At 71.1% G+C, this 21,961-nt stretch carries 21 protein-coding genes; 8 read left to right on the forward strand and 13 right to left on the reverse strand.

Annotation, left to right across the window (positions count from 1 at the left end; translation table 11 throughout):
- Positions 1-174: 174 nt before the first annotated feature.
- A complete protein-coding gene (gene lon, locus ACFUO4_RS23185; protein WP_383487629.1) occupies positions 175-2,589 on the forward strand; it encodes an endopeptidase La in 2,415 nt (804 codons plus the stop codon).
- A gap of 72 nt (positions 2,590-2,661) precedes the next feature.
- Here the strand turns inward: lon and ACFUO4_RS23190 are convergent, their stop codons facing one another.
- Positions 2,662-3,489: a lysozyme gene (locus ACFUO4_RS23190; RefSeq protein ID WP_383487632.1), complete on the reverse strand. Its 828-nt coding sequence runs from the start codon at positions 3,487-3,489 to the stop codon at positions 2,662-2,664.
- Positions 3,490-3,718: 229 nt separating this feature from the next.
- Here ACFUO4_RS23190 and ACFUO4_RS23195 point away from each other — a divergent pair, with 229 nt between their 5' ends.
- A complete protein-coding gene (locus ACFUO4_RS23195; RefSeq protein WP_079311615.1) occupies positions 3,719-4,213 on the forward strand; it encodes a MarR family winged helix-turn-helix transcriptional regulator in 495 nt (164 codons plus the stop codon).
- A 9-nt stretch (positions 4,214-4,222) separates the two neighbouring features.
- Here ACFUO4_RS23195 and ACFUO4_RS23200 read toward each other — a convergent pair whose 3' ends face one another.
- On the reverse strand, positions 4,223-5,008 hold the full coding sequence (locus ACFUO4_RS23200; protein ID WP_383487635.1) for a protein phosphatase 2C domain-containing protein: 786 nt from the start codon (positions 5,006-5,008) through the stop codon (positions 4,223-4,225).
- 368 nt (positions 5,009-5,376) lie between these two features.
- Here ACFUO4_RS23200 and ACFUO4_RS23205 point away from each other — a divergent pair, with 368 nt between their 5' ends.
- The 5 genes from ACFUO4_RS23205 to ACFUO4_RS23225 are packed head-to-tail and all read left to right on the forward strand — an operon-like array spanning position 5,377 to position 10,944.
- Complete coding sequence (locus tag ACFUO4_RS23205) at positions 5,377-8,130, forward strand: nitrate- and nitrite sensing domain-containing protein (protein ID WP_383487638.1); 2,754 nt, start codon at positions 5,377-5,379, stop codon at positions 8,128-8,130.
- Positions 8,127-8,636, forward strand: a complete 510-nt coding sequence (locus tag ACFUO4_RS23210) for a roadblock/LC7 domain-containing protein (protein WP_383487641.1) — start codon at positions 8,127-8,129, stop codon at positions 8,634-8,636. The genes ACFUO4_RS23205 and ACFUO4_RS23210 overlap by 4 nt, the downstream gene beginning before the upstream one ends.
- Positions 8,633-9,040 carry a DUF742 domain-containing protein gene (locus tag ACFUO4_RS23215; RefSeq protein ID WP_079311625.1) on the forward strand — a complete coding sequence of 136 codons (408 nt, stop codon included), beginning with the start codon at positions 8,633-8,635 and terminating at the stop codon, positions 9,038-9,040. Before ACFUO4_RS23210 ends, ACFUO4_RS23215 begins: the two co-directional genes overlap by 4 nt.
- Positions 9,021-9,671, forward strand: a complete 651-nt coding sequence (locus tag ACFUO4_RS23220; RefSeq protein WP_079311613.1) for an ATP/GTP-binding protein — start codon at positions 9,021-9,023, stop codon at positions 9,669-9,671. Before ACFUO4_RS23215 ends, ACFUO4_RS23220 begins: the two co-directional genes overlap by 20 nt.
- A gap of 25 nt (positions 9,672-9,696) precedes the next feature.
- Entirely contained in the window at positions 9,697-10,944 is a 1,248-nt protein-coding gene (locus ACFUO4_RS23225; RefSeq protein WP_079311612.1) for a styrene monooxygenase/indole monooxygenase family protein, read from the forward strand.
- On the opposite strand, the gene ACFUO4_RS23230 is transcribed toward ACFUO4_RS23225, so the two are convergent.
- The 4 genes from ACFUO4_RS23230 to ACFUO4_RS23245 all read right to left on the reverse strand — a co-directional run bounded on the left by ACFUO4_RS23230 (position 10,923) and on the right by ACFUO4_RS23245 (position 14,102).
- Positions 10,923-11,993: an NlpC/P60 family protein gene (locus ACFUO4_RS23230; RefSeq protein ID WP_383487645.1), complete on the reverse strand. Its 1,071-nt coding sequence runs from the start codon at positions 11,991-11,993 to the stop codon at positions 10,923-10,925. The genes ACFUO4_RS23225 and ACFUO4_RS23230 overlap by 22 nt on opposite strands.
- A gap of 103 nt (positions 11,994-12,096) precedes the next feature.
- Positions 12,097-12,411: a hypothetical protein gene (locus ACFUO4_RS23235; RefSeq protein ID WP_179143550.1), complete on the reverse strand. Its 315-nt coding sequence runs from the start codon at positions 12,409-12,411 to the stop codon at positions 12,097-12,099.
- The gene (locus ACFUO4_RS23240) at positions 12,404-13,057 is read right to left on the reverse strand and encodes a TetR/AcrR family transcriptional regulator (protein WP_383487648.1); all 654 of its coding nucleotides are present in this window, start codon (positions 13,055-13,057) and stop codon (positions 12,404-12,406) included. Before ACFUO4_RS23240 ends, ACFUO4_RS23235 begins: the two co-directional genes overlap by 8 nt.
- A gap of 106 nt (positions 13,058-13,163) precedes the next feature.
- The gene (locus ACFUO4_RS23245; protein WP_383487651.1) at positions 13,164-14,102 is read right to left on the reverse strand and encodes a diiron oxygenase; all 939 of its coding nucleotides are present in this window, start codon (positions 14,100-14,102) and stop codon (positions 13,164-13,166) included.
- Between the two features lie 89 nt (positions 14,103-14,191).
- On the opposite strand from ACFUO4_RS23245, the gene ACFUO4_RS23250 reads away from it, so the two are divergent.
- Positions 14,192-15,295 (forward strand): ferritin-like domain-containing protein, encoded by a 1,104-nt coding sequence (locus ACFUO4_RS23250; RefSeq protein WP_383487654.1) that lies wholly within the window; start codon positions 14,192-14,194, stop codon positions 15,293-15,295.
- Positions 15,296-15,353: 58 nt separating this feature from the next.
- On the opposite strand, the gene ACFUO4_RS23255 is transcribed toward ACFUO4_RS23250, so the two are convergent.
- From ACFUO4_RS23255 to ACFUO4_RS23285, 7 genes are all read right to left on the reverse strand, one after another.
- Positions 15,354-15,860: a DUF3291 domain-containing protein gene (locus tag ACFUO4_RS23255; RefSeq protein WP_383487657.1), complete on the reverse strand. Its 507-nt coding sequence runs from the start codon at positions 15,858-15,860 to the stop codon at positions 15,354-15,356.
- A 45-nt stretch (positions 15,861-15,905) separates the two neighbouring features.
- Positions 15,906-17,363 (reverse strand): penicillin-binding transpeptidase domain-containing protein, encoded by a 1,458-nt coding sequence (locus ACFUO4_RS23260; protein WP_383487934.1) that lies wholly within the window; start codon positions 17,361-17,363, stop codon positions 15,906-15,908.
- Between the two features lie 14 nt (positions 17,364-17,377).
- A complete protein-coding gene (locus tag ACFUO4_RS23265) occupies positions 17,378-18,739 on the reverse strand; it encodes an FtsW/RodA/SpoVE family cell cycle protein (protein ID WP_383487660.1) in 1,362 nt (453 codons plus the stop codon).
- Positions 18,740-18,792: 53 nt separating this feature from the next.
- Complete coding sequence (locus ACFUO4_RS23270; RefSeq protein WP_079311604.1) at positions 18,793-19,179, reverse strand: SH3 domain-containing protein; 387 nt, start codon at positions 19,177-19,179, stop codon at positions 18,793-18,795.
- Between the two features lie 83 nt (positions 19,180-19,262).
- Positions 19,263-20,513: an ATP-binding protein gene (locus tag ACFUO4_RS23275; RefSeq protein ID WP_383487663.1), complete on the reverse strand. Its 1,251-nt coding sequence runs from the start codon at positions 20,511-20,513 to the stop codon at positions 19,263-19,265.
- Positions 20,513-21,223: a hypothetical protein gene (locus tag ACFUO4_RS23280; RefSeq protein WP_383487666.1), complete on the reverse strand. Its 711-nt coding sequence runs from the start codon at positions 21,221-21,223 to the stop codon at positions 20,513-20,515. Before ACFUO4_RS23280 ends, ACFUO4_RS23275 begins: the two co-directional genes overlap by 1 nt.
- Positions 21,224-21,442: 219 nt before the next feature.
- Entirely contained in the window at positions 21,443-21,949 is a 507-nt protein-coding gene (locus ACFUO4_RS23285) for a dual specificity protein phosphatase family protein (RefSeq protein ID WP_059192347.1), read from the reverse strand.
- Between the last annotated feature and the right edge of the window lie 12 nt (positions 21,950-21,961).

Genomic DNA, 21,961 nt, shown 5'->3' on the forward strand with positions numbered 1-21,961 from the left:
CATCTCCTTGTAATGGGTGGAATGCATAAGTGGTCATTACCGTTGTTGACCATACGCGGCCCGTCATCCACGTCGACAGAGGTGATCGCTCACAGCGAACGCAGCCGGGGGAACAATCGAAGGCTCACGTGCATTGAGTCGGCATAGCTCAACTTGACTGCCGAAGGGGAGATCATGGCTTCGACGTCCACACCGCTCACTCTGCCTGTGCTGCCGCTCGACGACGAGGTCGTGCTGCCCGGAATGGTGGTGCCGCTGGACCTGAACGACGCCGACGTGCGGGCCGCGGTGGAGGCCGCCCAGGCCGCCGCCCGTTCGGAACCCGGCAAGCCCAAGGTCCTGCTGGTGCCGCGGATCGACGGAACCTACGCGAGCACCGGTGTGCTCGGCACCGTCGAGCAGGTCGGCCGGCTGGCCGACGGCGACCCGGGTGCCCTCATCCGGGGCCGGGGCAGGGTGCAGATCGGTGCGGGGACCACCGGCCCGGGCGCCGCCCTGTGGGTCGAGGGGACCACGGTCGACCAGGCCGTCCCCGAACCGCTGCCCGGCCATGTCGCCGAACTGGTCAAGGAGTACAAGGCGCTCGCCACCGCCTGGCTGCGCAAGCGCGGCGCCTGGCAGGTCGTCGACCGCGTCCAGGCCATCGACGACGTCTCCGCGCTCGCCGACAACTCCGGCTACTCGCCGTTCCTGACCACCGAACAGAAGGTCGAGCTGCTGGAGACCGCCGACCCGGTCGCCCGCCTCAAGCTCGCCACCCAGCAGCTGCGCGACCACCTCGCCGAACAGGACGTCGCCGAGACCATCGCCAAGGACGTCCAGGAGGGCGTCGACAAGCAGCAGCGCGAGTTCCTGCTCCGCCGCCAGCTCGAAGCCGTACGCAAGGAACTGCGCGAGCTCAACGGCGAGAAGGAGGGCGAGGAGTCCGACGACTACCGCGCCCGCGTGGAGGCCGCCGACCTGCCGGAGAAGGTGCGGGAAGCGGCCCTGAAGGAGGTCGACAAGCTCGAGCGGTCCTCCGACCAGTCCCCCGAGGGGTCGTGGATCCGCACCTGGCTCGACACCGTCCTCGAACTCCCGTGGAACGAACGGACGGAGGACGCGTACGACATCCAGGGCGCCAAGGCGATCCTGGACGCCGAGCACGCGGGCCTGGAGGACGTGAAGGAGCGCATCACCGAGTACCTCGCCGTGCGCAAGCGCCGCAGCGAGCGCGGCCTGGGTGTCGTGGGCGGCCGTCGTGGCGGTGCCGTCCTGGCGCTCGTCGGGCCGCCCGGTGTCGGCAAGACCTCGCTCGGTGAGTCCGTCGCGCACGCCATGGGCCGCAAGTTCGTCCGCGTCGCCCTCGGCGGTGTCCGCGACGAGGCGGAGATCCGCGGCCACCGGCGTACGTACGTCGGCGCACTGCCCGGCCGGATCGTGCGGGCCGTCAAGGAGGCCGGGTCCATGAACCCGGTGGTCCTGCTCGACGAGATCGACAAGGTGGGCTCCGACTTCCGCGGCGACCCCGCGGCGGCCCTCCTGGAGGTCCTGGACCCGGCGCAGAACCACACCTTCCGCGACCACTACCTGGAGGTCGAACTCGACCTGTCCGACGTGGTGTTCCTCGCCACGGCGAACGTCCTGGAGGCCATCCCGGAGGCCCTGCTCGACCGTATGGAGCTGGTCCGCCTCGACGGCTACACCGAGGACGAGAAGGTCGTCATCGCCCGTGACCACCTGCTCCCGCGCCAGCTGGAGCGGGCGGGCCTCGACAAGGACGAGGTCACGCTGGAGGAGAGCGCGCTGCGCAAGCTCGCCGGCGAATACACGCGCGAGGCGGGCGTCCGCACCCTGGAGCGGTCCATCGCGCGGCTCCTGAGGAAGGTCGCCGCCCAGCACGAACTGGGCGAGCGGAAGCTGCCGTTCACCGTGACGGACGCGGATCTGCGGGACCTGATCGGCCGTCCGCACCACGTCCCCGAGTCCGCCCAGGACCCGGCCGAGCGCCGCACCGCGGTGCCGGGTGTGGCGACGGGACTGGCGGTGACGGGAGCGGGCGGCGACGTGCTGTACGTCGAGGCGTCGCTGGCCGACCCGGAGACGGGCGCGGCGGGCCTGACCCTCACCGGTCAGCTGGGCGACGTGATGAAGGAGAGCGCGCAGATCGCCCTGTCCTTCCTGCGCTCGCACGGCGCCGAACTGGAGCTGCCGGTCGGTGACCTCAAGGACCGGGGCGTGCACATCCACTTCCCGGCGGGCGCGGTCCCGAAGGACGGCCCGAGCGCGGGCATCACGATGACGACGGCACTGGCCTCACTGCTCAGCGGCCGACTGGTCCGCACGGACGTGGCGATGACCGGCGAGGTCTCCCTGACCGGCCGGGTCCTGCCCATCGGCGGCGTGAAGCAGAAGCTGCTGGCCGCGCACCGGGCGGGCGTCACGACCGTCATCATCCCCAAGCGCAACGAGGCCGACCTGGACGACGTGCCCGCCGAGGTGCTGGACAAGCTGGAGGTCCACCCGGTGACCGACGTCCGCCAGGTCCTGGAACTGGCGCTCTCCCCGGCGACGAACGGGGCGACGCCGGAGGTTCCGGTCGCGGCGTGACGGACGTGACCGGATGAAGTGAAGGCCCGGGTCCCGTGAGGGAGGCCCGGGCCTTCGCCGTGCGTGGGCGGGTCAGCCGTTGGCCAAGGCCTGCACCCTGTCCAGAGCCCCGTTGAACTTGTCGTGGTCGCCCACGGTCGGTCCGGAGGAGGTGTACTGCCACATGGTGTAGTACCCCCACCCCGCCGGCAGCGTCCCCACGGTCGACGCGTAGCGCGCGATCCACAGCGGGTTGGCGCCGGCGAAGCCGGCGTAGTTGCCCGTGCACTCGGTCCACCAGCTGGCGGCCGTGTAGATGACGGCGTCGCGGCCGGTGCGGGCCTTGTAGCGGTTCAGGAAGTCGCGGATCCAGGTGACCATCGCGCTCTGCGTCTTGCCGTAGCAGGAGTCGCCGTACGGGTTCCACTCGATGTCGAGGGCGCCGGGCAGCGTCCTGCCGTCCTTGGACCAGCCGCCGCCGTGGTCGACGAAGTAGTCCGCCTGCGTGGCGCCGCCGGTCGTGTCCGGGGTGGCGAAGTGGTAGGAGCCGCGGATCATGCCGACGTTGTAGGAGCCGTTGTACTGCTGGGCGAAGTAGGGGTTCGTGTAGTACGTGCCTTCGGTCGCCTTCACGTACGCCCATTTCACCCCGCTGCTCCACAGCGTGGACCAGGCGACGTTGCCCTGGTGGCCGGAGACGTCCACGCCCTCGGTCTGGGTGGCGCGGGTGTCGCGGGGCGTGCCGTTCCGGCCGTCGTGGGCGAGGACGCCGATGCCCATGTACGCGGAGCCGCGGGCGGGGATGTCGGCGGCGGGGGAGGGGGCGGCGGCCAGCAGGGTCCCGGCGAGGGCGGCGAGGGCCGTGAGGAGGAGACGTACCGGTCTGGGTCTGGGCCTGGGGCTGGGTCTGTGCACGGGCATGCGTGCCTCCGGAAGGCGCGGTGGGGGAACGTACCGGAACCGTGGGGGGTGTTCTGGCGTGGTCATGCCAGTAAGTGCCTGGTAACGAAGCTACGCACGTAGACGAGCACGAGGGAAGAGGGGCCGGAGGCTGCCGTTGGTCTAAGCCTGCGAAATACTGGCCGAGCTGCGGCGATGACGGCATTTGGCGGAAACTTTCACGACCGGGAAAACCGAGGCAGGGACTGACGTGCACGAAGACGCGAACGGCGGCGGACGCGGGGCCGGCTCCGCCGTGTCCGGGAGTGGTGTGAACCAGCCCGGGTTCCTGGCGCTGGAACGCGAGTTGACCGTGCTGCTGCGGCGGGCCCGGGCCAACCAGGGCGAGATGGCCCGCGAGGTCCACCCGGATCTGGAGTCGTCCGCGTACGGGCTCCTGGTGCGCCTCGACGAGTACGGCCGCCAGCGGGCCACGGAACTCGCCGCGTACATCGGCGTCGGCAAGGCCACGATGTCCCGGCAACTGCGGGCTCTGGAGGACCTGGGCCTGGTCACGCGCGCGCCGGACCCCGCGGACGGGCGTGCGTGGCTGGTGGAGTTGACGGAGGAGGGCCGCTCACGGGTCGGCCGGGTACGGGACGCACGCCGGGCCCGGTACGCGGGGCGGTTGGCGGACTGGGACCCGAAGGAGGTCTCCGAACTCGCCCGGCTGCTGCACCAACTGAACCTGGGCATGGAGAAGTAGGCGCGGCCCTCAGAGCTCCGCGAACACCACCGACGCGTCGTCATGCCGCTTGCTGCGCCCCAGGAACGTCCGCTCCGCGTCCGCCCCCTCCAGCTCCCGCACCCGCGTCACCAGCGCCTGGGCGCCCTCCTTGCGTACGAAGGTGAAGAGGTCCGTCCAGTCGCCCTCGCGGAACTTCTCCACCCACCGGGTCGCCCCGTCCGTCAGGGCGGCGAGTGCTCTCACCTCAGCGCGCCGGATGACCCCCGTCACCGCCCGCTCCGCCACGGAAGGGTCGGCCGCCGCCGTGAAGAAGCCGCCCTCCTTGTTGCGCAGATGCGCGTCGATGTGCGCGTCGGTGGCGAGGGCCTCCCGGGGCAGCAGGGCCAGCCGGTCGTCCAGGAGGGCCGTCACCGCCCCGCCCGGCGACTCCACCAGCAGCGCCGAGTCCGACAGGACCAGGTACTCCAGGGCCTGGTCCGACCAGCGCGCCAGCACCACGGTTGCCTGTGGTGTGCGTGGGTGAGAAAGGTCACAGGTGTGCGCATGGGAATCGGCGGTACGCGCAACGGCGAGGCTCAGCGCCTCGGGCAGCGGAACATCCGGGAGGGAAACGGTCAGTTCGGTCAGCGCGCCGCCCAGACGTGAGACGAACCAGGGGACGGAATGCAGACAGCCTGTCGGGCCCTTCGGCGGTGTGACGCCGTCCAGGACCACCAGTGCCCCGCCCCGTCCGGAGGCCGCAAGGCCGACGCTCGCGAAGTCCTCGTTGGGGCGGGTCGGATCGCCGGGCTCCGATACGAGTTCAGTACGCATCCGGCCAGTCTGCACGAGCCCTTCACAGGGTTCACGAAAGGCTGGCATCGGTCGCCGAATCGGCGCAGGTGCGCAGGTCAGGCGTCTGGTTTGGGCGGGAATGATTCAGTCCGGGCAGGCGCGGCGGCAGATGATGCCATCGCGCGCCCCGGACGTCCAACCGGCCGACCGCGCAAGGGCCCTGACTGTGCCACGGGAACTTGCTCCCCAACTCCCGTCCGGGGTTCACTCCTTCGAGTGGCGGGTCGGGTGATGCGCGACCACCGCCGACTGGCGCTGGGAGGGTCGGGAACTGTACCGGGAGTACTCGTCAGTTGACAGAGCGTCACCCGGTCCCATGGGTACACGAGTCAGGAATGCGAGCACCGGTGCAGAAGACGCGGCCACGTCGTACGAGCAAGCAGACGGCTCCCGCCGACACCACCTCCGCCACCGCCCCTGACGGGGCCGTCGTGGGCAAGGGCCGCCCCACCCACGTACGCAACCGGCTCATCGTCGCCGTCGCCGTCGTGGCCGCCGCGATCGCCGGGGCCGGCGCGCCCTCCGTGCTCGACGCCTCCCGGGACCTCAGCGACTCCCAGGACCTGGTGACGCTCGCCGAGCAGACCCAGAGCGCGCTCGCCCTCGCGCACGCGCTCGCCGACGAGCGGGACGAGGTCACCTCGTACGTCGCCGCCGGCCGCCCCCGCTCCAAGGCGCCCTCCGAGCAGGACAGCACCCGCGTCGACCGGCAGGTCGAGGAGCTGCGCGCCGACACCGACACCCCGGCCGGCCTGCGCGCCGACCTCGACGGGATCGCCGCCCTGCGCCGGGCGGCGCTCACCGGCAAGAGCACCGCCCTCGAAGCGCACGCCTCCTACTCGGCCACCATCACCGAGCTGCACCGCCTCGCCGAACAGCTGGCCGAGCAGCTGCCGCCCCGCGCGGGCTCCGGTGCCCACGCCCTCGCCGAGCTGGACTCCGCCGTCCAGCAGGCCGCCGCCACCCGCGGCCTGCTCCTCGCCGCCCTCAGCGTGCCGAGCGGCACCCAGACGGTCACCGACCCGATCACCGGCATCACCTCGACCGTCTCCACCACCTCCGAGGCCGACGCCAAGCAGCGCGACGCCCTCACCGCGGCCGCCCAGCAGGCCCGTGTCCGCTCCGACGCGGCCCTCGCCGACTTCAAGGAGACCGCGCCGAAGGAGACCGTCGCCCGCTACGACTCCACCGTCACCGGGCCCGAGGTCAACTCCGCCGAGAAGTACCTGGCCTCCCTCACCGACCAGCCCACGCTCTCCGACCGCGAACTCGACACCGGCGCCAAGAAGCTGGACGCCGCCCTCTCGGCCCGCGTCGAACTCATGCGCGGCGTGGAGTCGGCGCTCTACAACCAGCGCACCAAGGATCTCGCCCAGCTCCGCGACGACGACGTCACCGCCTGGGAGATCCGCATAGCGGTCCTCGGCGCCCTGATGCTGCTCGCCGTCGGCGTGGCCACCGCCATGGCCCGCACCCTCACCCGCCCGCTCGCGGTCCTGCGCCTCGGCTCCGCCCGGCTGGCCACGGCGGCGGACCCGGCGGCCGAGGAACCGGTCAAGTTCACCGGTCGCAACGACGAGTTCGCCCAGGTCGTCCGCTCGGTCAACACCCTGCACGCGCATGTCCTCGGCGTCCAGAGCCGTATCACCACCCTCGAAGCCGACCGCAAGCACCTCGTCGCCCAGCGCCAGAAGATGGCCGACGCCCGCGAGGAACTGCGCAGTGAACTCGCCGACTCCGCCGCCCAGTTGGGCCGCCTGCGTGACAGCATCGGCGGCACCTTCGTCAACCTCGCACTGCGCACCCTGGGCCTGGTCGAACGCCAACTGGCTGTCATCGAGGGCCTGGAGGAGCGCGAGCAGGACCCGGACCGCCTGGCCACCCTCTTCAAACTGGACCACTTCGCCACGGTCATGCGCCGCCACAGCGAGAACCTCCTGGTCCTCGCGGGCACGGAACACGTCCAGCAGAGCGCCGGCCCGGTCCCGCTGGTGGACGTCGTACGGGCCGCGGTCAGCGAGATCGAACGCTACGAGCGGGTCCGTATCGCCGCCCTGCCCCCGCACGCGCACGTCGCGGGCTTCGCCGCCGACGACCTCTCCCACCTGCTCGCGGAGCTGATGGAGAACGCCACGTCCTTCTCGCCGCCGGACCTGCCCGTCGAGGTCTCCGGCTGGCTCCTGGAGAGCGGCGAGGTCATGCTCTCCGTCCAGGACGAGGGCATCGGCATGACCGAGGACCGCCTGACCCGCCTCAACTCCCGCCTCGCCGACTTCGACCCGGACTCCCCGTACGACCAGGAGGGCGAGGAGGGTCTCGGCCTCGGCCTCTACGTCGTCGCCCGCCTCGCCCACCGCCACGGCGTGCGGGTCCGGCTCCGCGAGCAGAAGCAGGGGGGCATCGCGGCGGTGGTGGTCCTGCCGAAGCCGCTGCTGGCGGCGGCCCCCTCGGCCGCGGTCCCGTCGGCCACCCCGTTCTCCGGCACGCCCCACTCCTTCGCCCTGCCGGGCGCCGACGCGGAAGCCAACTCCAACGTCCTGCACGGCCGTTCGGAGAAGGGCGACGTGCTGGTGGACCTGGCGGAGCGGGCGGTACGAAGCGCGGAGACGTCCGCGGAGGAAACGCCGCAGGAAGCCCCGTCGGAAACCCCGTCGGAAACGACGATGGAACTCCTGGCCCCGGTACCGGCACCCGCCGACGCACACGCCGCGCCCACCGACGAGCACCCTGCGACGACCGACGAACAACCCGCTGCCGTCGACGGCGAATCCGCCCCACAGGGGCCACCCGCAGGTGGTACCGAACCCGTCGAAGGCGAAGCCGAGACGGAACACACCCGCGCTCCCGACGAGGACCAGCTCACCGCAAAAGGCCTCCCCAAGCGCACCCCGAAGATCACGGCACCATCAGAACCGCCCCGCCAGCGCAGCGCATCCGTCGACGCCGAAGCCCTCCGCCGGAGGCTCGGCGGCTTCCGCCGGGGGGCGGAGGCCGGTTACCGCGACGTGGAAGCGGAGATCGCCGAACAGACGGGTCAGACGACGACGCCCGCACATGCCGAAGAAGCCACGGGGGGCACTCCCGAGGAGGCAAGCAGTTGACCGCGCCCAGTACCTTCGGACTGAGCAGTGAAGCCCGCAACCTGCACTGGCTGCTGACGAACCTGGTCGAGGAGGTGCCGGGCATCCAGTCAGTAGCGGTGGTCTCATCGGACGGCCTGCTGCTGCTCTCCTCCGACCCCGCCCGCAACGACCAGGCCCGTCGGCCCCAGGCCGCCACCGCGAAGGGTCCGCGCGGATCGTCGGCCGACCTCGCGACCATCGTCTCCGGCATCGGCAGCCTCACCATCGGTGCGGCCCGGCTGATGGACTCCGGCCCGGTGAAGCACACGATGGTCGCGATGGACGAGGGCAGCCTGTTCGTGATGTCGATCAGCGACGGCTCGCTGCTCGGTGTGCACGGCTCCGCGGACTGCGACATGAGCGTGGTGGCGTACCACATGGCGCTCTTCGTGGGCCGCGCCGGCCATGTCCTGACCCCCGAGCTCCGCAGCGAGCTCCGGAGATCCCTGGAGAGCGAGAACGAGTCGGCAGGGAGCACCCGATGACCGATCGCCCCACCCTCCCCGTCCGCGGCGGTGACCGCAAACCCGCCCGCGTCCGCCCCTACTCGCTCACCGGCGGCCGTACCCGCTTCGGTCACGTCCTCCTCGTGGAGACGTTCGTGGCGGCGCTCGAAGCGCCCGAGGAGCGCAAGGAACTGACGAATGGTTCCCTCAACACCCGGGTCATGCCGGAGATGCGGGCCATCGTCGAACTCTGCCGCCGCATGCGCACGGTGGCCGAGATCGCCGCGCTGCTGAAGATGCCGCTCGGCGTGGTCCGGGTGCTGCTCAGCGACCTCGCGGACCAGGGAAAGATCCGTGTGTACGGCACCGGCACCGGTCACGGCACCGGCCGTCCGGACCGCGCTCTGCTCGAAAGGGTGCTGAATGGACTCCGTCGTCTTTAGGGACACCGCCGTCGCGGGCACCAGAGACACCGCCTTCGCGGACACCGACGAGGACCTGAAGTCCTGGCAGACGGACCGCACCCGCGCCCCCATCGCCACGAAGATCGTCGTGGCCGGCGGCTTCGGCGTCGGCAAGACCACCCTCGTCACCGCCGTCTCGGAGATCACCCCGCTCCAGACCGAGGCGCTGATGACCGAGGCGAGCGAGGAGACCGACGACCTCACCGCCACGCCGGGCAAGCTCACCACCACCGTGGCCATGGACTTCGGCCGCCTCACCCTCGACGACGACCTGGTGCTCTACCTGTTCGGCACGCCGGGCCAGCAGCGGTTCTGGTTCATGTGGGACGACCTGGTGCGCGGTGCGATCGGCGCGGTCGTCATGGCGGACACCCGGCGTCTGAAGGACTGTTTCCCGGCCCTGGACTACTTCGAGAGCTGCGGACTGCCGTACGTCGTCGCCGTCAACCACTTCGACGGCAGCGAGCTGTTCGAACCGGAGGACGTGCGGGAGGCGTTGACGATCCCGGCGCACATACCTGTAATGATCATGGACGCGCGCCGCCGGATCTCGGTGATCGAGACCCTCCTCTCCCTGGTCGGCCACGCCCTGGACGAAACCCCCGAGTAGAACCCACCAAGGAGTCACCACCCGCATGCGGAAGATACTCGTCGTAGGAGCCGGCCAGTCCGGTCTCCAGCTGGCCCTCGGCCTCCAGTCCCACGGCTACGAGGTCACCCTGATGTCGAACCGGACGGCGGACGAGATCCGCTCCGGCCGGGTCATGTCGACGCAGTGCATGTTCCACACCGCACTGCAGCACGAGCGCGATCTCCAGCTGAACTTCTGGGAGTCCCAGGCCCCGAAGATCGAAGGACTCGGCGTCTCGGTCGCGGCCCCCGGTTCGTGGGCCGAGGGCCCGGCCGCCCGTGCGATCGACTGGGTGGGCAAGCTCGACGGGTACGCGCAGTCGGTCGACCAGCGCGTGAAGATGGCCGGCTGGATGGAGACCTTCGCCCAGCGTGGCGGCCAGCTCGTCATCCACGGCGCGGCGGTCTCCGACCTCGACTACTTCTCCCGTACGTACGACCTGGTGCTGGTGTCGGCGGGCAAGGGCGAGCTGGTGTCGATGTTCGGCCGGGACGCGTCCCGTTCGCCGTACAGCGAGCCGCAGCGGGCCCTGGCCGTGTCGTACGTCCACGGCCTCGGCCCGCGCCCCGAGCACCCGGACCACGACGCGGTCCGCTGCAACCTCGTCCCCGGCGTCGGCGAGCTGTTCGTCATGCCGACGCTCACCACCTCCGGCCGGGCCGACATCCTGTTCTGGGAGGGCATACCCGGCGGTCCGCTCGACGTCTTCAACGGCGTCAAGGACCCGGCGGAGCACCTCTCCCTGACCCTGGAACTCATGGAGCGGTACACGCCCTGGGAGTACGCGCGGGCCACGAAGGTAGAACTCACCGACGCGGGCGGCACGTTGGCCGGCCGCTACGCCCCCACGGTCCGCAACCCGATCGGCCGCCTCCCCGGCGGCGGTCTGGTCCTCGGCGTCGCGGACGTCGTCGTCGCCAACGACCCGATCACCGGTCAGGGCTCCAACTCCGCCTCCAAGTGCGCGGCCGCCTACCTCGCCTCGATCCTGGAGCGCGGCGAGAAGGAGTTCGACGAGGAGTGGATGCAGAGCACGTTCGACCGCTACTGGGACACCGCCCAGCACGTCACCAAGTGGACGAACGCGATGCTGGCCCCGCCGCCGGAGCACATCCTCAACCTCATCGGCGCGGCAGGCCAGTTGCAGCCCGCCGCCGACCGCTTCGCCAACGCCTTCGACGACCCGTCCGACTTCGAGAACTTCTTCTACGAGCCGGAGAAGACGGCGGCCTACCTGGCCTCCCTGTCCTGACCCTTGTCGGGGCGCACGGCCCCCAGGATCGGGTGGGAAGCCAGGGGCGAGACCTTGACCTTCTCACCCGTTCTCGGGGCCTGCACGACCTGCCCGCCCCCCAGATAGATCGCCACATGGGTCGCCTTGGGGAAGTAGACCACCAGGTCACCGGGCCGCAGCTCGCGCAGCGGAATCCGCGGCAACCTGGCCCACTGCTCCTGGCTGGTCCGGGGAATGGGCCTGCCCGCATACCCCCAGGCCTCGGACGTGAGCCCTGAGCAGTCGTACGCCTCGGGCCCCTCGGCCCCCCACTCGTACGGCTTCCCGAGCTGCTGCACGGCGTACCGCACGGCCCGGTCCGCCGCCCGCGTCGGCTCGTTCGCATCCTCACCACTGCCCAGGGCCCCCGAGGTGACGAGGTCCTCCTGGGCCGCCTCGACATCCGTCCGCTCCAACTCGGCGACGGCACCACGCTGTTCCTCGGTCAGCGAGGCGAGCAGCTCCTCGACGTCGTCGAGCTTCTTCCGTACGGCGTCCCGGTCCTTCTTCTGCTGGACGGACAGGGTGAGTTGCCGGTCGAGCGCCGCGCGGGCCTTGCGGGCCAGCCCGTCGGCCTTCTTCTCGCTCCCCGTCAGCCGTCCCACGGTCTCGGCGCGCTCCCGCGCCAACTGCCCGATCACATGCCCCTGATCGAGCGCGTGCTGCGGATCACGGGCCAGGAGCAGGCGCACGTACGGCGAGATGTCGGTGCTGTTCTGATACTGCTGCCGGGCCAGGCGCCCCGCCGCGCCCCGGCTGTCGTGGAGCGAGAGCCGGGCTCGCGCCAGCTGCCCGTCCAGCCGGCGCACCTCAGCCCGCTGGTCCTTCAGTTTCTCCGCCGTGGCGTTGTACGTCTCGGTCGCCTCCTCGGCCTGCTGGTACAGCCGCTGAAGATCCGTCAGCAGTTCGGAGACGCTCCGCCCGCCGGGCGCGGGCGGCTCCGGTACGGCCGCCGCGGGCACGGGCGCGAGGACGGTGCCGGCCGCGACCGCCGCCGTACACACCAGACGCAGAAGCCTTCCTGACACGTCATCACCTCCGGCGCGCAGCAGCCCCTCTGCTCCGCACCGCGAGCATGGGACGGCTGCCTTGTTCGCGCGCGCCGGGTGTGCGCGGTTCGGCGCAACGAGGTCACCCGTCGGTGTCGTCCGGCTTGCCGCCCGGCGTGGCGTCGGGCCTGGACCACGGCCACTTCAGCCGCGACGGCCTGCCCTCGGGCTCGTACGCGTACTTCCACCCCTTCTGGAGCCCCAGCCTGCTCTGCCCGCGCGGCACCCGGCGGTAGACCAGCACGGTGGGCGGACCGCCGTCCGGGTCCGGGACCGGGATGCGGTACTGCTTGGGCGGGTGCCCGGTCGGGCCGAGGAGGACCGGCAGGACACGGCCGTCCATGGGGCCGCCCTCGAAGGGGGTGTCTTCGCTCTTCACGGCACCAGTGTCAGCCATCCGCCGCGAGGGCCTGCACCAGCGCGGCCGTCTGGGGGTCGCGCCTGGCCGTCACCGACAGTACGGCGACGAACTGCTCCACCAGCCAGTCCCGCAACTCGTCGACCGGCGGTTCCTTGTCGTCGTCCAGCCAGATCAACGAGGCCGCCTCGACCGCCGTGATCCACATCCGTACGGTCATCCGCAGCCGCGCGCTGGGCTCGGTGACCCCGAGATGGCTGAGGATGTGCTGGGCGGCGGCCCGCCGTACGCCGTCCACGATGGCCGTCGTACGGGAGGTCTCGACGACGCTTCCGCCCTGGAGCAGCGCGCTGAACCCGGCGTCGTGCTGGTCGACGAAGGCGAGGTAGCGGTCGAGGGCCCGGGAGAGGCGGTCGAGCAGCGGCCCTTCGCGAGGCTCGTCGAAGCACTGCTGGAGCTCTTCGGCGGCGGACCTGAGGGCAGCCTCGTAGAGCTGCTGCTTCCCGCCCGGGAAGTACCGGTACACGAGGGGCCGCGACACCCCGGCCGCCTCCGCCACGTCGTCGAGGGAGACGTCCTCGGGGGCGCGGTGTGCGAAGAGTCCGAGGGCGGCGTCGAGGAGCTGGCTTCGACGCTCCTCGACGCTGAGGCGACGGTAGGCGGGAGTGGCGGCCGACGGGGTCATGCCTCGCAGGGTAGTCGGCCGTGTGCGGGTGCGTCGTGGCTGGTCGCGCCCACGCGGCGGAGCCGCATGTCGATACAGTCCCGCCCCCTGGGCCGGCAGACTGCACCTACGCCAACAGTCCCGACGACTTCCACAACCGCCGCCCCACCCCCCGCAGCACCCCGATGTCGTCCAGGAAGTCCGTCAGCCGCTTCGCCCCCGTCTGCATGACCTCCCGCCGGTGCCCGCTCGCCTTCACCTGCGCCAGCGCCTCCCGCCGGTCCAGCCCCACGTTCGTGTAGACCTCGGGGTTCACGAACGCCACCGAGAACACCCGCGCGAACTCCCCGGACGTCACCCGGGTGAACTCCTGCGACCACCGGGGCGCGGTCACCATCTGCCGCCGCAGCTCCTCGCGGGCGTACCGCACGTGCCGCGCCTCCTCCACGACATGGATCCGGGTGACCCCCCGCACCAGCGGCTGCACGCGCTCGTCCGGGAACGTCAGCCGCTGCATCCAGTCGAGGACCTCCTCACCGAGCAGCGTCGCCGTGAAGGACCCCGGGGTCGTCGAGATCGTCTTGAACAGGCGGCCCAGCTGCTGGTGCGCCCGGCTCACCGGGTACCACGGAGTGTCGCCGTGCGAGATCAGCCGCGCGAACATCTTCGAGTGCCGGCACTCGTCCTCGATCTCGGTCAGCGCGTAGCGCACATGCGCACTCGTCGCCGCCTTGTCGTAGATGTGCCGCACGAGCAGCTGCATGAGGATGAGCTCGAACCAGATCCCGAGCGAGGCCAGCGCCGCGGCCTCGTGCTGCGAGAGCAGAATCCGCTGCTCCTCGCTCATCCGCTTCCACAGCGGGGTGTCGTACAGCGACACCAGCTCGGGCGGCCAGAACCACTTGCCCTCCTCGTAGGGCGCGTCCCAGTCGAGTTCCTTGTCGGGGTCGAAGGAGTGCTTGGCGGAGGAGTCGAGCAGCCGCTCGGCCACTTGCTCCCGGTCCTTGAGCAGGCCGAGCGCGTCGCGGAGGCCCGCGAGCGCTTCGGCGTCCGTCAACGTCGTCATGAGGTTATGAGACTGCTTGTCAGCAAGCCCGTCAATCCCCCGCGCGCTACTTGTTGACCCCGCGTCTACAAAGGGGCAGCCTGCGGGACATGCCGACTTTCGACCTGTACGCCACAGATCCGGAAGACCCCCACTGGCAGGTGCCGGCGACCGGCGCGGCGCGCTTCAGCTGGGAGTACGACGATGGTCGCGACCGTCTCCTCGCGCTCTACCAGAAGGGCAAGGACAAGCAGTGGGACGGGCAGAAACGCATCGACTGGGGGATCGACGTCGACCCGTACGACCCCCTCGGCACCCCCGACGAGTCCATGTCCCTCTACGGCACCAAGCACTGGGCGAAGCTGACGGAGAAGGACAAGGGCGAGCTGCGGCAGCACTACGCCTCCTGGCAGTTCAGCCAGTTCCTGCACGGTGAGCAGGGCGCCATGGTCTGCGCCGCGCGGATCGTCGAGTCCGTCCCCGACCTCGACGCGAAGTTCTACTCGGCGACCCAGGTGATGGACGAGGCCCGGCACGCGGAGATCTACGGGCGGTTCCTGCACGAGAAGATCGGGATGCTGTACCCGATCAACGACAACCTCCAGTCCCTGCTCGGCGACACCCTCCGCGACAGCCGCTGGGACATGCCGTACCTCGGCATGCAGGTCCTCATCGAGGGCCTCGCACTCGCCGCGTTCGGCATGATCCGCGACACGACGGACAAGCCGCTGCCGAAGCAGATCCTCGCGTACGTCATGCAGGACGAGGCCAGGCACGTCGCCTTCGGCCGCATGGCACTGCGGGACTACTACCGGCAGCTCAGCGACGCCGAACTCCGAGAGCGCGAGGAATTCGTCATCGAGGGCTGCCACCTGATGCGCGACCGGCTCCGGGGCGTCGAGGTCCTGGAGAACTTCGGCATCCCCACCGCCGAGGCCGAGGAGTACAGCGAGCAGTCCGAATTCCTCGCCCTGTTCCGCCAGTTGCTGTTCTCCCGCATCGTCCCGTGCGTCAAGGACATCGGCCTGTGGGGCAAGCGCCTCCAGCAGGCCTACGTCGACATGGGCGTCTTCGAGATGGGCGACTCCAACCTCGACCTGCTGATGGCCCAGGACGAGGAGGTCGCCGAGAGACTGGATGCGGAGCGGTTCGCGGCGGAGGAGCATGACCGGGTCGCGGAAGTGCGGGACGCCATCGACCGGGGAGCCCGGTGAACGGAGCCGCCGCCCGCCGGACCGAGGAGCCCGAGTGGCACTGACCCTGGAGCCGTGGCTAGACCCCGCAGCCCAAGTCCTCCGGCACCGCGAACGACACCGGCTCCGCCCCCTGTGCCGGGAAGGACGTCCGGAGTGTGAAGGCGTACGGCGTCGGCCCGTTGGCGCGCAGGTGCAGCAGCCGCGCCTCGGCCTCGGCGACCGTCGGGCGGTGGCCGGCCGGTACCCACCACAGAGCCGTCATCGCCTCCTCCACCTTCTCGAACCACTCGCGCCGGCGGGAGAGCATCTCGCGGTGCTGCCCCTGGTACATGAAGGCCGTGAGCGCGTCGGTGTCCCGCCACATCGTGAGGTTGATGATCAGCCAGTCGTCGCCGAAGACCTTGATGTCGGTCGCGTCGCCGCCCTCCGACTGGAGGCGCCAGACATAACCGTCGGCGGCCTCCGCGGAGGCGTTGACCGGGTCCAGTGCGTCGACGAAGTCCTTCAACTCCGGTGAGTCCAGCGGGAACTTGAGGCGTGAGATGTTGACCTGGGCGAGTTCGTACACGGCGGCTGAAGTCATGTACCGAACGGTAGGTCGGGACCCGGCCCGCCGCCTACCCCCGTCTCAGTCGGTGAGCACCGCCTCCATCACCGCCCGCGCGATCGGCGCCGCGTCCCCGCCCCCGCTGATCTCCCCCCGGTCCGCCTCCGCGTCCTCCACCACCACGGCCACCGCGACCTTCGGCTCCAGATCGCGCTCGCCCTGCGCCCAGGAGATGAACCAGGCATACGGCGTACCGGAGTTGTCGACACCGTGCTGGGCGGTGCCGGTCTTGCCGCCGACGATCGCGCCGGGGATCGCGGCGTTCGTGCCGGTGCCCTCGGTCACCACCTCCTCCATCAGCTCCTTCAGCCGGACCGCGGTCGCCGGATGCATCGCCTGCCGCACCGGCCGCGAGCCGGCCGTCGACACCGTGGTGCCGCCCGACCGGGTCGTCCGCTCCACCAGGTAAGGCGACCGGATCTGCCCGCCGTTGGCGACGGCCGCCGACACCATCGCCATCTGCAGCGGCGTCGCCCGCGTGTTGTACTGCCCGATCGACGACAGCGCGAGCTGCGCCTTGTCGACGGACACGTCGAAGGTCGACTCCGCGACGGAGTACGGAATCCCGAGCCCGGTGTCGTTGAAGCCGAACCGCGCCGCCGTGGTCGCCATGTCGCTCACCCCGACCCGCACGCCGAGCCGCGCGAACACCGTGTTGCAGGACCACATGAACGCGGCCCGGATCGGAGCGTCCTCGCATCCCGTGGCCTCGTTGGTCAGCGAGGTCGTGGTGCCCGGCAGGGTGTACGGGTCGGGGGAGTCGGTCACCTCGTCGACGTCCGTCACCACGCCCGCGTCCAGCGCGGCGGCCAGCGTGACGACCTTGAACGTCGACCCCGGCGGATAGGTCTGCCGTACCGCCCGGTTGAGCATCGGCTTGTCCGGGTCCGCGTTCAGCCGCGCCCAGGACCGCTCCACCGCCGCGTCGTTCCCCGAGAGCACCTGCGGGTCGTACGACGGACTGGTCACCAGCGCGAGGATGCGTCCGGTCGACGGCTCCACGGCCGCCACCGCGCCCCTCCGTCCGGCGAGTCCCGCGTAAGCGGCCTGCTGGGCGGCGGGGTCGATGGTGGTGACGACGTTGCCGCCCGGGTTCTGGCGCCGTGTCAGGTCGTTCCAGAGGGGGAACGCCGACAGCATCGGGTCGGTGCCGGAGAGGAGGCCGTCCTCGGCGTGCTCCAGGAAGGTCGTGCCGTAGATCTGCGAGGCGAAGCCGGTCACCGGCGCGTACAACGGGCCCTTCGGATAGGTCCGTTCGTAGCGCAGCCGCCCGTCGGTGTCCTTCGAGCCGGTGACCGGGGCGTCGCCGACGAGGATGTCACCGCGCGGCTGGCCGTAACGGGAGATCGCGGTACGGCGGTTGGCGGGGTTGTCGTCGTAGGCGGGGGCCTGGAAGACCTGGATGCGGGCGGCGTTGACGAGGAGCGCCACCAGCAGCAGGGCGCAGAAGCAGGCGGCGTGCCGGATATGGCGCGTCATCCGGATGTTCCGCGTCATGCGGCGACCTCCCCGTCGTACTGGCTGCGCGCGCAGTCGCTCACCCGGATCAGCAGGGCCACGATCGCCCAGTTGGTCACCACCGACGAGCCGCCCTGCGCCAGGAACGGCATCGCCATACCGGTCAGCGGGATCAGCCCGGTCACACCGCCCGCGATGACGAACACCTGCAGGGCGACGATCGACGCGAGCCCGACCGCCAGCAACCGCCCGAAGGGGTCACGCAACGACAGCCCGGCCCGGTAGCCGCGCTCCACGAGCAGCCCGTACAGCAGGAAGATCGCCGACAGTCCGGCCAGTCCCAGCTCCTCGCCGGCCGTCGCCAGGATGAAGTCCGACTTGGCGGCGAAGCCGATGAGGATCGAGTGCCCGAGCCCGAGCCCGGTGCCCATGGTGCCGCCCGCGGCGAACGCGAACAGCGACTGCGACAGCTGGTTGGGGCCCTGGCCGGCCTCGATGGTGGCGAAGGGATGCAGCCAGTCCTGCACCCTGCTGTGCACATGCGGCTCCAGCCAGCCGACCGCGACCGCGCCCAGCGAGGCCAGCAGCAGCCCCACCGCGATCCACCCGGTCCGCCCGGTGGCGATGTACAGCAGCACCACGAACAGCCCGAAGAACAGCAGCGACGTCCCGAGGTCCCGCTCCAGGACCAGCACCACCACACTCAGCAGCCAGATCGCCACGATCGGCCCGAGCACCCGCCCGGTCGGCAGCTGGAGCCGCCAGATCCGGCGCCCGGCAAAGGCGAGCGCGTTGCGGTTGGCGGCGAGATAGGCGGCGAAGAAGACCGCGAGGAGCACCTTCGCGAACTCGCCCGGCTGGATGGAGAACCCGGCGATCCGGATCCAGATCCGGGCCCCGTTCACGGCCGGGAAGGCGATGGGCAGGACGAGCAGCGCGAGGGCCGCGGCGACGCACACGTAGGAGTACCGCTGGAGCACCCGGAAGTCGCGCAGGAACAGCGCGGTGACGATGAACAGCGCCACGCCGACCGTTGACCACACGAGTTGGGTGGGCGCCGCCCGGTCGCCCGGGGTCTCCAGGTCGAGCCGGTAGATGAGGACCAGACCGAGTCCGTTGAGCAGCACGCCGATCGGCAGCAGCAGCGGGTCGGCGTACGGCGCCCGGTAGCGCACCGCGAGATGCGCGACCAGCGCGAGCACGCCGAGCCCGGCGCCGTAACCGGCGGCGCCGGGCGGGACGGTGCCGTGTCGGGCCAGGCCGACCGCGCAGTAGCCGTACACGGAGAGCAGTACGGCGACCACGATGAGGGCGAGTTCGATGCCCCGGCGCCGGGGGAGGCGGACGGCGGGAGCGGGGGGATCCGCTCGCACCACGGTGATTCCGGCCTTCGTCATGTCCGGAACCTACCCAAATAGGGAGACTTGTCTTCGCAATCTCCCTGGTCTTCCTAGCACCAGCGTGGCGCCGCCCCGATGTTGTCGATGTACCGGGCCGCGCCCCACGCCCAGGTGCCGTCCGTGAGGAGGTACCAGAGCGGGTTGCCGTTGATGGTCTGGCCGGGCGTCTTGCAGAAGATCGAGACGATCTCGCCCCGGTGCGCGGTCCGGATGATCTGCGACCCGCGGTTCGGCGCGCTGCGCAGATTCAGCGAGCTCGCCGTGACCACGCCTTTGTACAGGCGCGGGTTGTGCTGCTGGTGCTGCTGCCCCTGCCCTTGCCCCCAGTCGCCGCGTTCGCCGTCCCAGTCGTCGTTCGCGACGGCGGGCACGGCGGCAGCGGCGGCGAGCAGGGCGCCGGCGGCGAGGGATATGGAGAGACGGGAGCGCAGGGACATGAGCGAACCTCCACGAAGGGGGCGAACTTGACTAATCGCCACATTAGGAGGGGTGGTTCGGCGCCGCCTTTCTGACTGGGCCGTCAGGGGCGCGGGGTGCCGCGCAGAGTGAGTACGGCGACCGCTCCTCCGTCGGCGGCGTTCCGGAACGACAGCTCCGCCCCCAGCACCTCCGCCTGCCCGACCGCGATCGTCAACCCCAGCCCGTGCCCCTTCGATCCCCCCTCCGTCCGGAACCGCTGGGGCCCGTGCTCGACCAGATACTCCGGATACCCGTCCCCGTGGTCCCGCACCGTCACCGTCGGCCCGTCCACGGTCAGCGACACCGGCGCCCGCCCATGCCGGTGCGCGTTGGCCACCAGGTTCCCCACCACCCGCTCAAGGCGCCGCCGGTCGGTCTCCACGACGACGCTGTGCACGACCCTGACCTCCGTGTCGGTCCCCGACGCCCGCACCACCCGCTCCGCCAGCGCCCCGAGCGACACCGCGTCCAGATCCAGCCGCTCCCGCCCGGTGTCCAGACGCGAGATCTCCAGCAGATCCTCCGTCAGCGTCCGCAGCGCGGCCACCCGGTCCCGCACCAGCTCCGTCGGCCGCCCCGGCGGCAGCAGCTCCGCCGCCGCGTGCAGCCCCGTCAGCGGCGTGCGCAACTCGTGCGCCACGTCGGCCGTGAACCGCTGCTCGCTCAGCAGCTTGCCCTGCAGGGAGGCCGCCATGGAGTCCAGCGCGGCGGCCACCGCGGCCACCTCGTCCTGCGGCCGCGTCGGGTCCTTCGTGCGCGGATCGTCGACGCGCGCGTCCAGGTCACCGCGGCTGATCCGGCGCGCCACCCGCGCGGTGGCGTGCAGCCGCCGGGTCACCCGGGTCACCGCGAACGCGCCCACCAGGAGCGTCGCCCCGATGGCGAGGGCCGAGGACCACAGGATGGCCCGGTCGAGCGCGTTGATCGTGCGGGCCTGCTGGGAGTAGTCGACGACGACGGCGAGGGCCCGGTCGTGGTCGGCGGGACCGGCCGCCCACATCGTGGGGCGCCCCTCGTGATCGGCGACCATCGTGCCCCGGTGGCCCGCCACCGCCAGCGCCCGCAGCGACGCGGGCAGCCCCGGCGGGTCGACGCCCGCACCCGGCAGCAGGCTGTCCCCGGCCTCGTACGCCTCGGTCGCGTCCGCCAGCCGGGACAGCGCCAGGTCACGGGCCTGGCCGACGGTCTGATCGGTCACCGAGACATGCACGAGGATGCCGAGCAGCGCGGCCAGCGCACAGCACATGACGGTGATGAAGGCGAGGGCCTTGAGGGCGAGCGTGCCGGTCCACCGGGGGAGCGCGAGCCTCATCAGGGGGTCGCCGAGGGGGACGGGGAGGGGGACGGGGAGGCCTTCGGCCCCTTGCCGAGGTGCAGCATCTCGTCGTGGGTGAGCAGAAAGACGCGCTGGTCAGGGTCCCAGGTCCACTGGAACCGGTACTCGTAGTCCGCGAGGTCGGACGGCGCGTGGATGATCACCGAGTGCCCGGCCAGCTCGACCTGGCTCACCGCGTCGTCGTTGCTCATGACCTGCACCAGCCGGCCGCCCTGGACGGTGTAGACGCGGACGGCGGTCTGGTTGCCCGGCAGCAGCCGGAAGCCCAGCGTCAGATCCGCGTGGCCGTCGCCGGTGAGATCGCGGTAGTACGCCTTGAGGACCGGGCACCGGCCGTCCGCCGGCGTCCGGCCGCATGAGGCCATCCGCCGGGTCGTCTCGCGGTAGGTCGCCTTGGAGCCGGAGTAGTCGTCCGGGTGCTGGCGGATCTCCGCCTTCACCACGGCCACCGGGTCCACCTTGCGCACGTCGCCGCCGGGCACGGCGATGCCCTTCATGACCTCGGCCTCGCCGTCGTCGTAGTTCCAGGCGGGGCTCGACGCCGGAGTCAGCTGCGGCCACAGCTTCGCCGGGCTGGTCGCGGTCGGGGTGGACCCCGCTGTCTGGAGACCGCCCGCGTCACCGCAGCCCGCGGCGGTGGCCAGCAGCAGGGCGGTGGCGAGGGCGGTACGGACGGGGCGTGGCACTGTGCTCCAGGGGCGGACGGGGGGAACTGGGCGGCGAGGGACGACTGCCGGCCCGTCTCCGGGACGACGCCGACTCCTCCCCGGGACGACTGCCGACCCCTCCCCGGGACGACTGCCGACCCGTCTCCGGGAGGACGCCGACCCGTCTCCGGGACGACTACCGGCCCGTACACCTTATTCGTACGGAAGTCCTTTTTGCGCACCCGTCCGGGACGGGCGTCATTCGGCCAGCTCCTCCAGCAGCCGTGCCGTGGGCAGTCCGGCCCGCAGGTAGTCGACGAACAGGTCGTTGTGCAGCGCCCAGGGCGATCGGCGTTCCCGGATCGTGCGGATCGCCTCCTCGGCGGAGTGCCCGGCACGGATCAGGGCGTGCGCCACGACCAGCCCCGAGCGGTTGTAGCCGTGATAACAGCGGACGAGGACCTTGCGGCCCTCGTCGATCGCCTCGCTCGCGGCCTGTGCCAGCCGGATCACGCCCGCGAGCTGGGTCCCGTCCAGGGGCCCGTCGGGTATCGGCCACACATGATGTTCCACGCCGGGGTCGGGCCCGTGCCCCGGCAGCCTCAACAGGGTCTGGACGAGGTCGAACTCGTCCCGTACGACGGCGAACTCCCGTTGCCCCGAGGGGCCCCTGAACTCGTGCCCGCCCATCCACAGGCCGGGCACGATCTCGTTCCAGGGGCGGTCCGGGGCCGGTACGTCGGGCTGTTTCCTGCGGGTACGCAACAACGCCTCCCC

Source organism: Streptomyces sp. NPDC057280 (genome assembly GCF_042668605.1).
Taxonomy (GTDB): Bacteria; Actinomycetota; Actinomycetes; order Streptomycetales; family Streptomycetaceae; genus Streptomyces.

Bases quoted from the DNA above. Each gene is read 5' to 3' on its own strand.
- lon (WP_383487629.1), top strand. From the start codon at position 175: ATGGCTTCGACGTCCACACCGCTCACTCTGCCTGTGCTGCCGCTCGAC.
- ACFUO4_RS23190 (WP_383487632.1), bottom strand. From the start codon at position 3,489: ATGCCCGTGCACAGACCCAGCCCCAGGCCCAGACCCAGACCGGTACGT.
- ACFUO4_RS23200 (WP_383487635.1), bottom strand. From the start codon at position 5,008: ATGCGTACTGAACTCGTATCGGAGCCCGGCGATCCGACCCGCCCCAAC.
- ACFUO4_RS23215 (WP_079311625.1), top strand. From the start codon at position 8,633: ATGACCGATCGCCCCACCCTCCCCGTCCGCGGCGGTGACCGCAAACCC.
- ACFUO4_RS23220 (WP_079311613.1), top strand. From the start codon at position 9,021: ATGGACTCCGTCGTCTTTAGGGACACCGCCGTCGCGGGCACCAGAGAC.
- ACFUO4_RS23225 (WP_079311612.1), top strand. From the start codon at position 9,697: ATGCGGAAGATACTCGTCGTAGGAGCCGGCCAGTCCGGTCTCCAGCTG.
- ACFUO4_RS23235 (WP_179143550.1), bottom strand. From the start codon at position 12,411: ATGGCTGACACTGGTGCCGTGAAGAGCGAAGACACCCCCTTCGAGGGC.
- ACFUO4_RS23240 (WP_383487648.1), bottom strand. From the start codon at position 13,057: ATGACCCCGTCGGCCGCCACTCCCGCCTACCGTCGCCTCAGCGTCGAG.
- ACFUO4_RS23245 (WP_383487651.1), bottom strand. From the start codon at position 14,102: ATGACGACGTTGACGGACGCCGAAGCGCTCGCGGGCCTCCGCGACGCG.
- ACFUO4_RS23250 (WP_383487654.1), top strand. From the start codon at position 14,192: ATGCCGACTTTCGACCTGTACGCCACAGATCCGGAAGACCCCCACTGG.
- ACFUO4_RS23255 (WP_383487657.1), bottom strand. From the start codon at position 15,860: ATGACTTCAGCCGCCGTGTACGAACTCGCCCAGGTCAACATCTCACGC.
- ACFUO4_RS23260 (WP_383487934.1), bottom strand. From the start codon at position 17,363: ATGACGCGCCATATCCGGCACGCCGCCTGCTTCTGCGCCCTGCTGCTG.
- ACFUO4_RS23265 (WP_383487660.1), bottom strand. From the start codon at position 18,739: ATGACGAAGGCCGGAATCACCGTGGTGCGAGCGGATCCCCCCGCTCCC.
- ACFUO4_RS23270 (WP_079311604.1), bottom strand. From the start codon at position 19,179: ATGTCCCTGCGCTCCCGTCTCTCCATATCCCTCGCCGCCGGCGCCCTG.
- ACFUO4_RS23275 (WP_383487663.1), bottom strand. From the start codon at position 20,513: ATGAGGCTCGCGCTCCCCCGGTGGACCGGCACGCTCGCCCTCAAGGCC.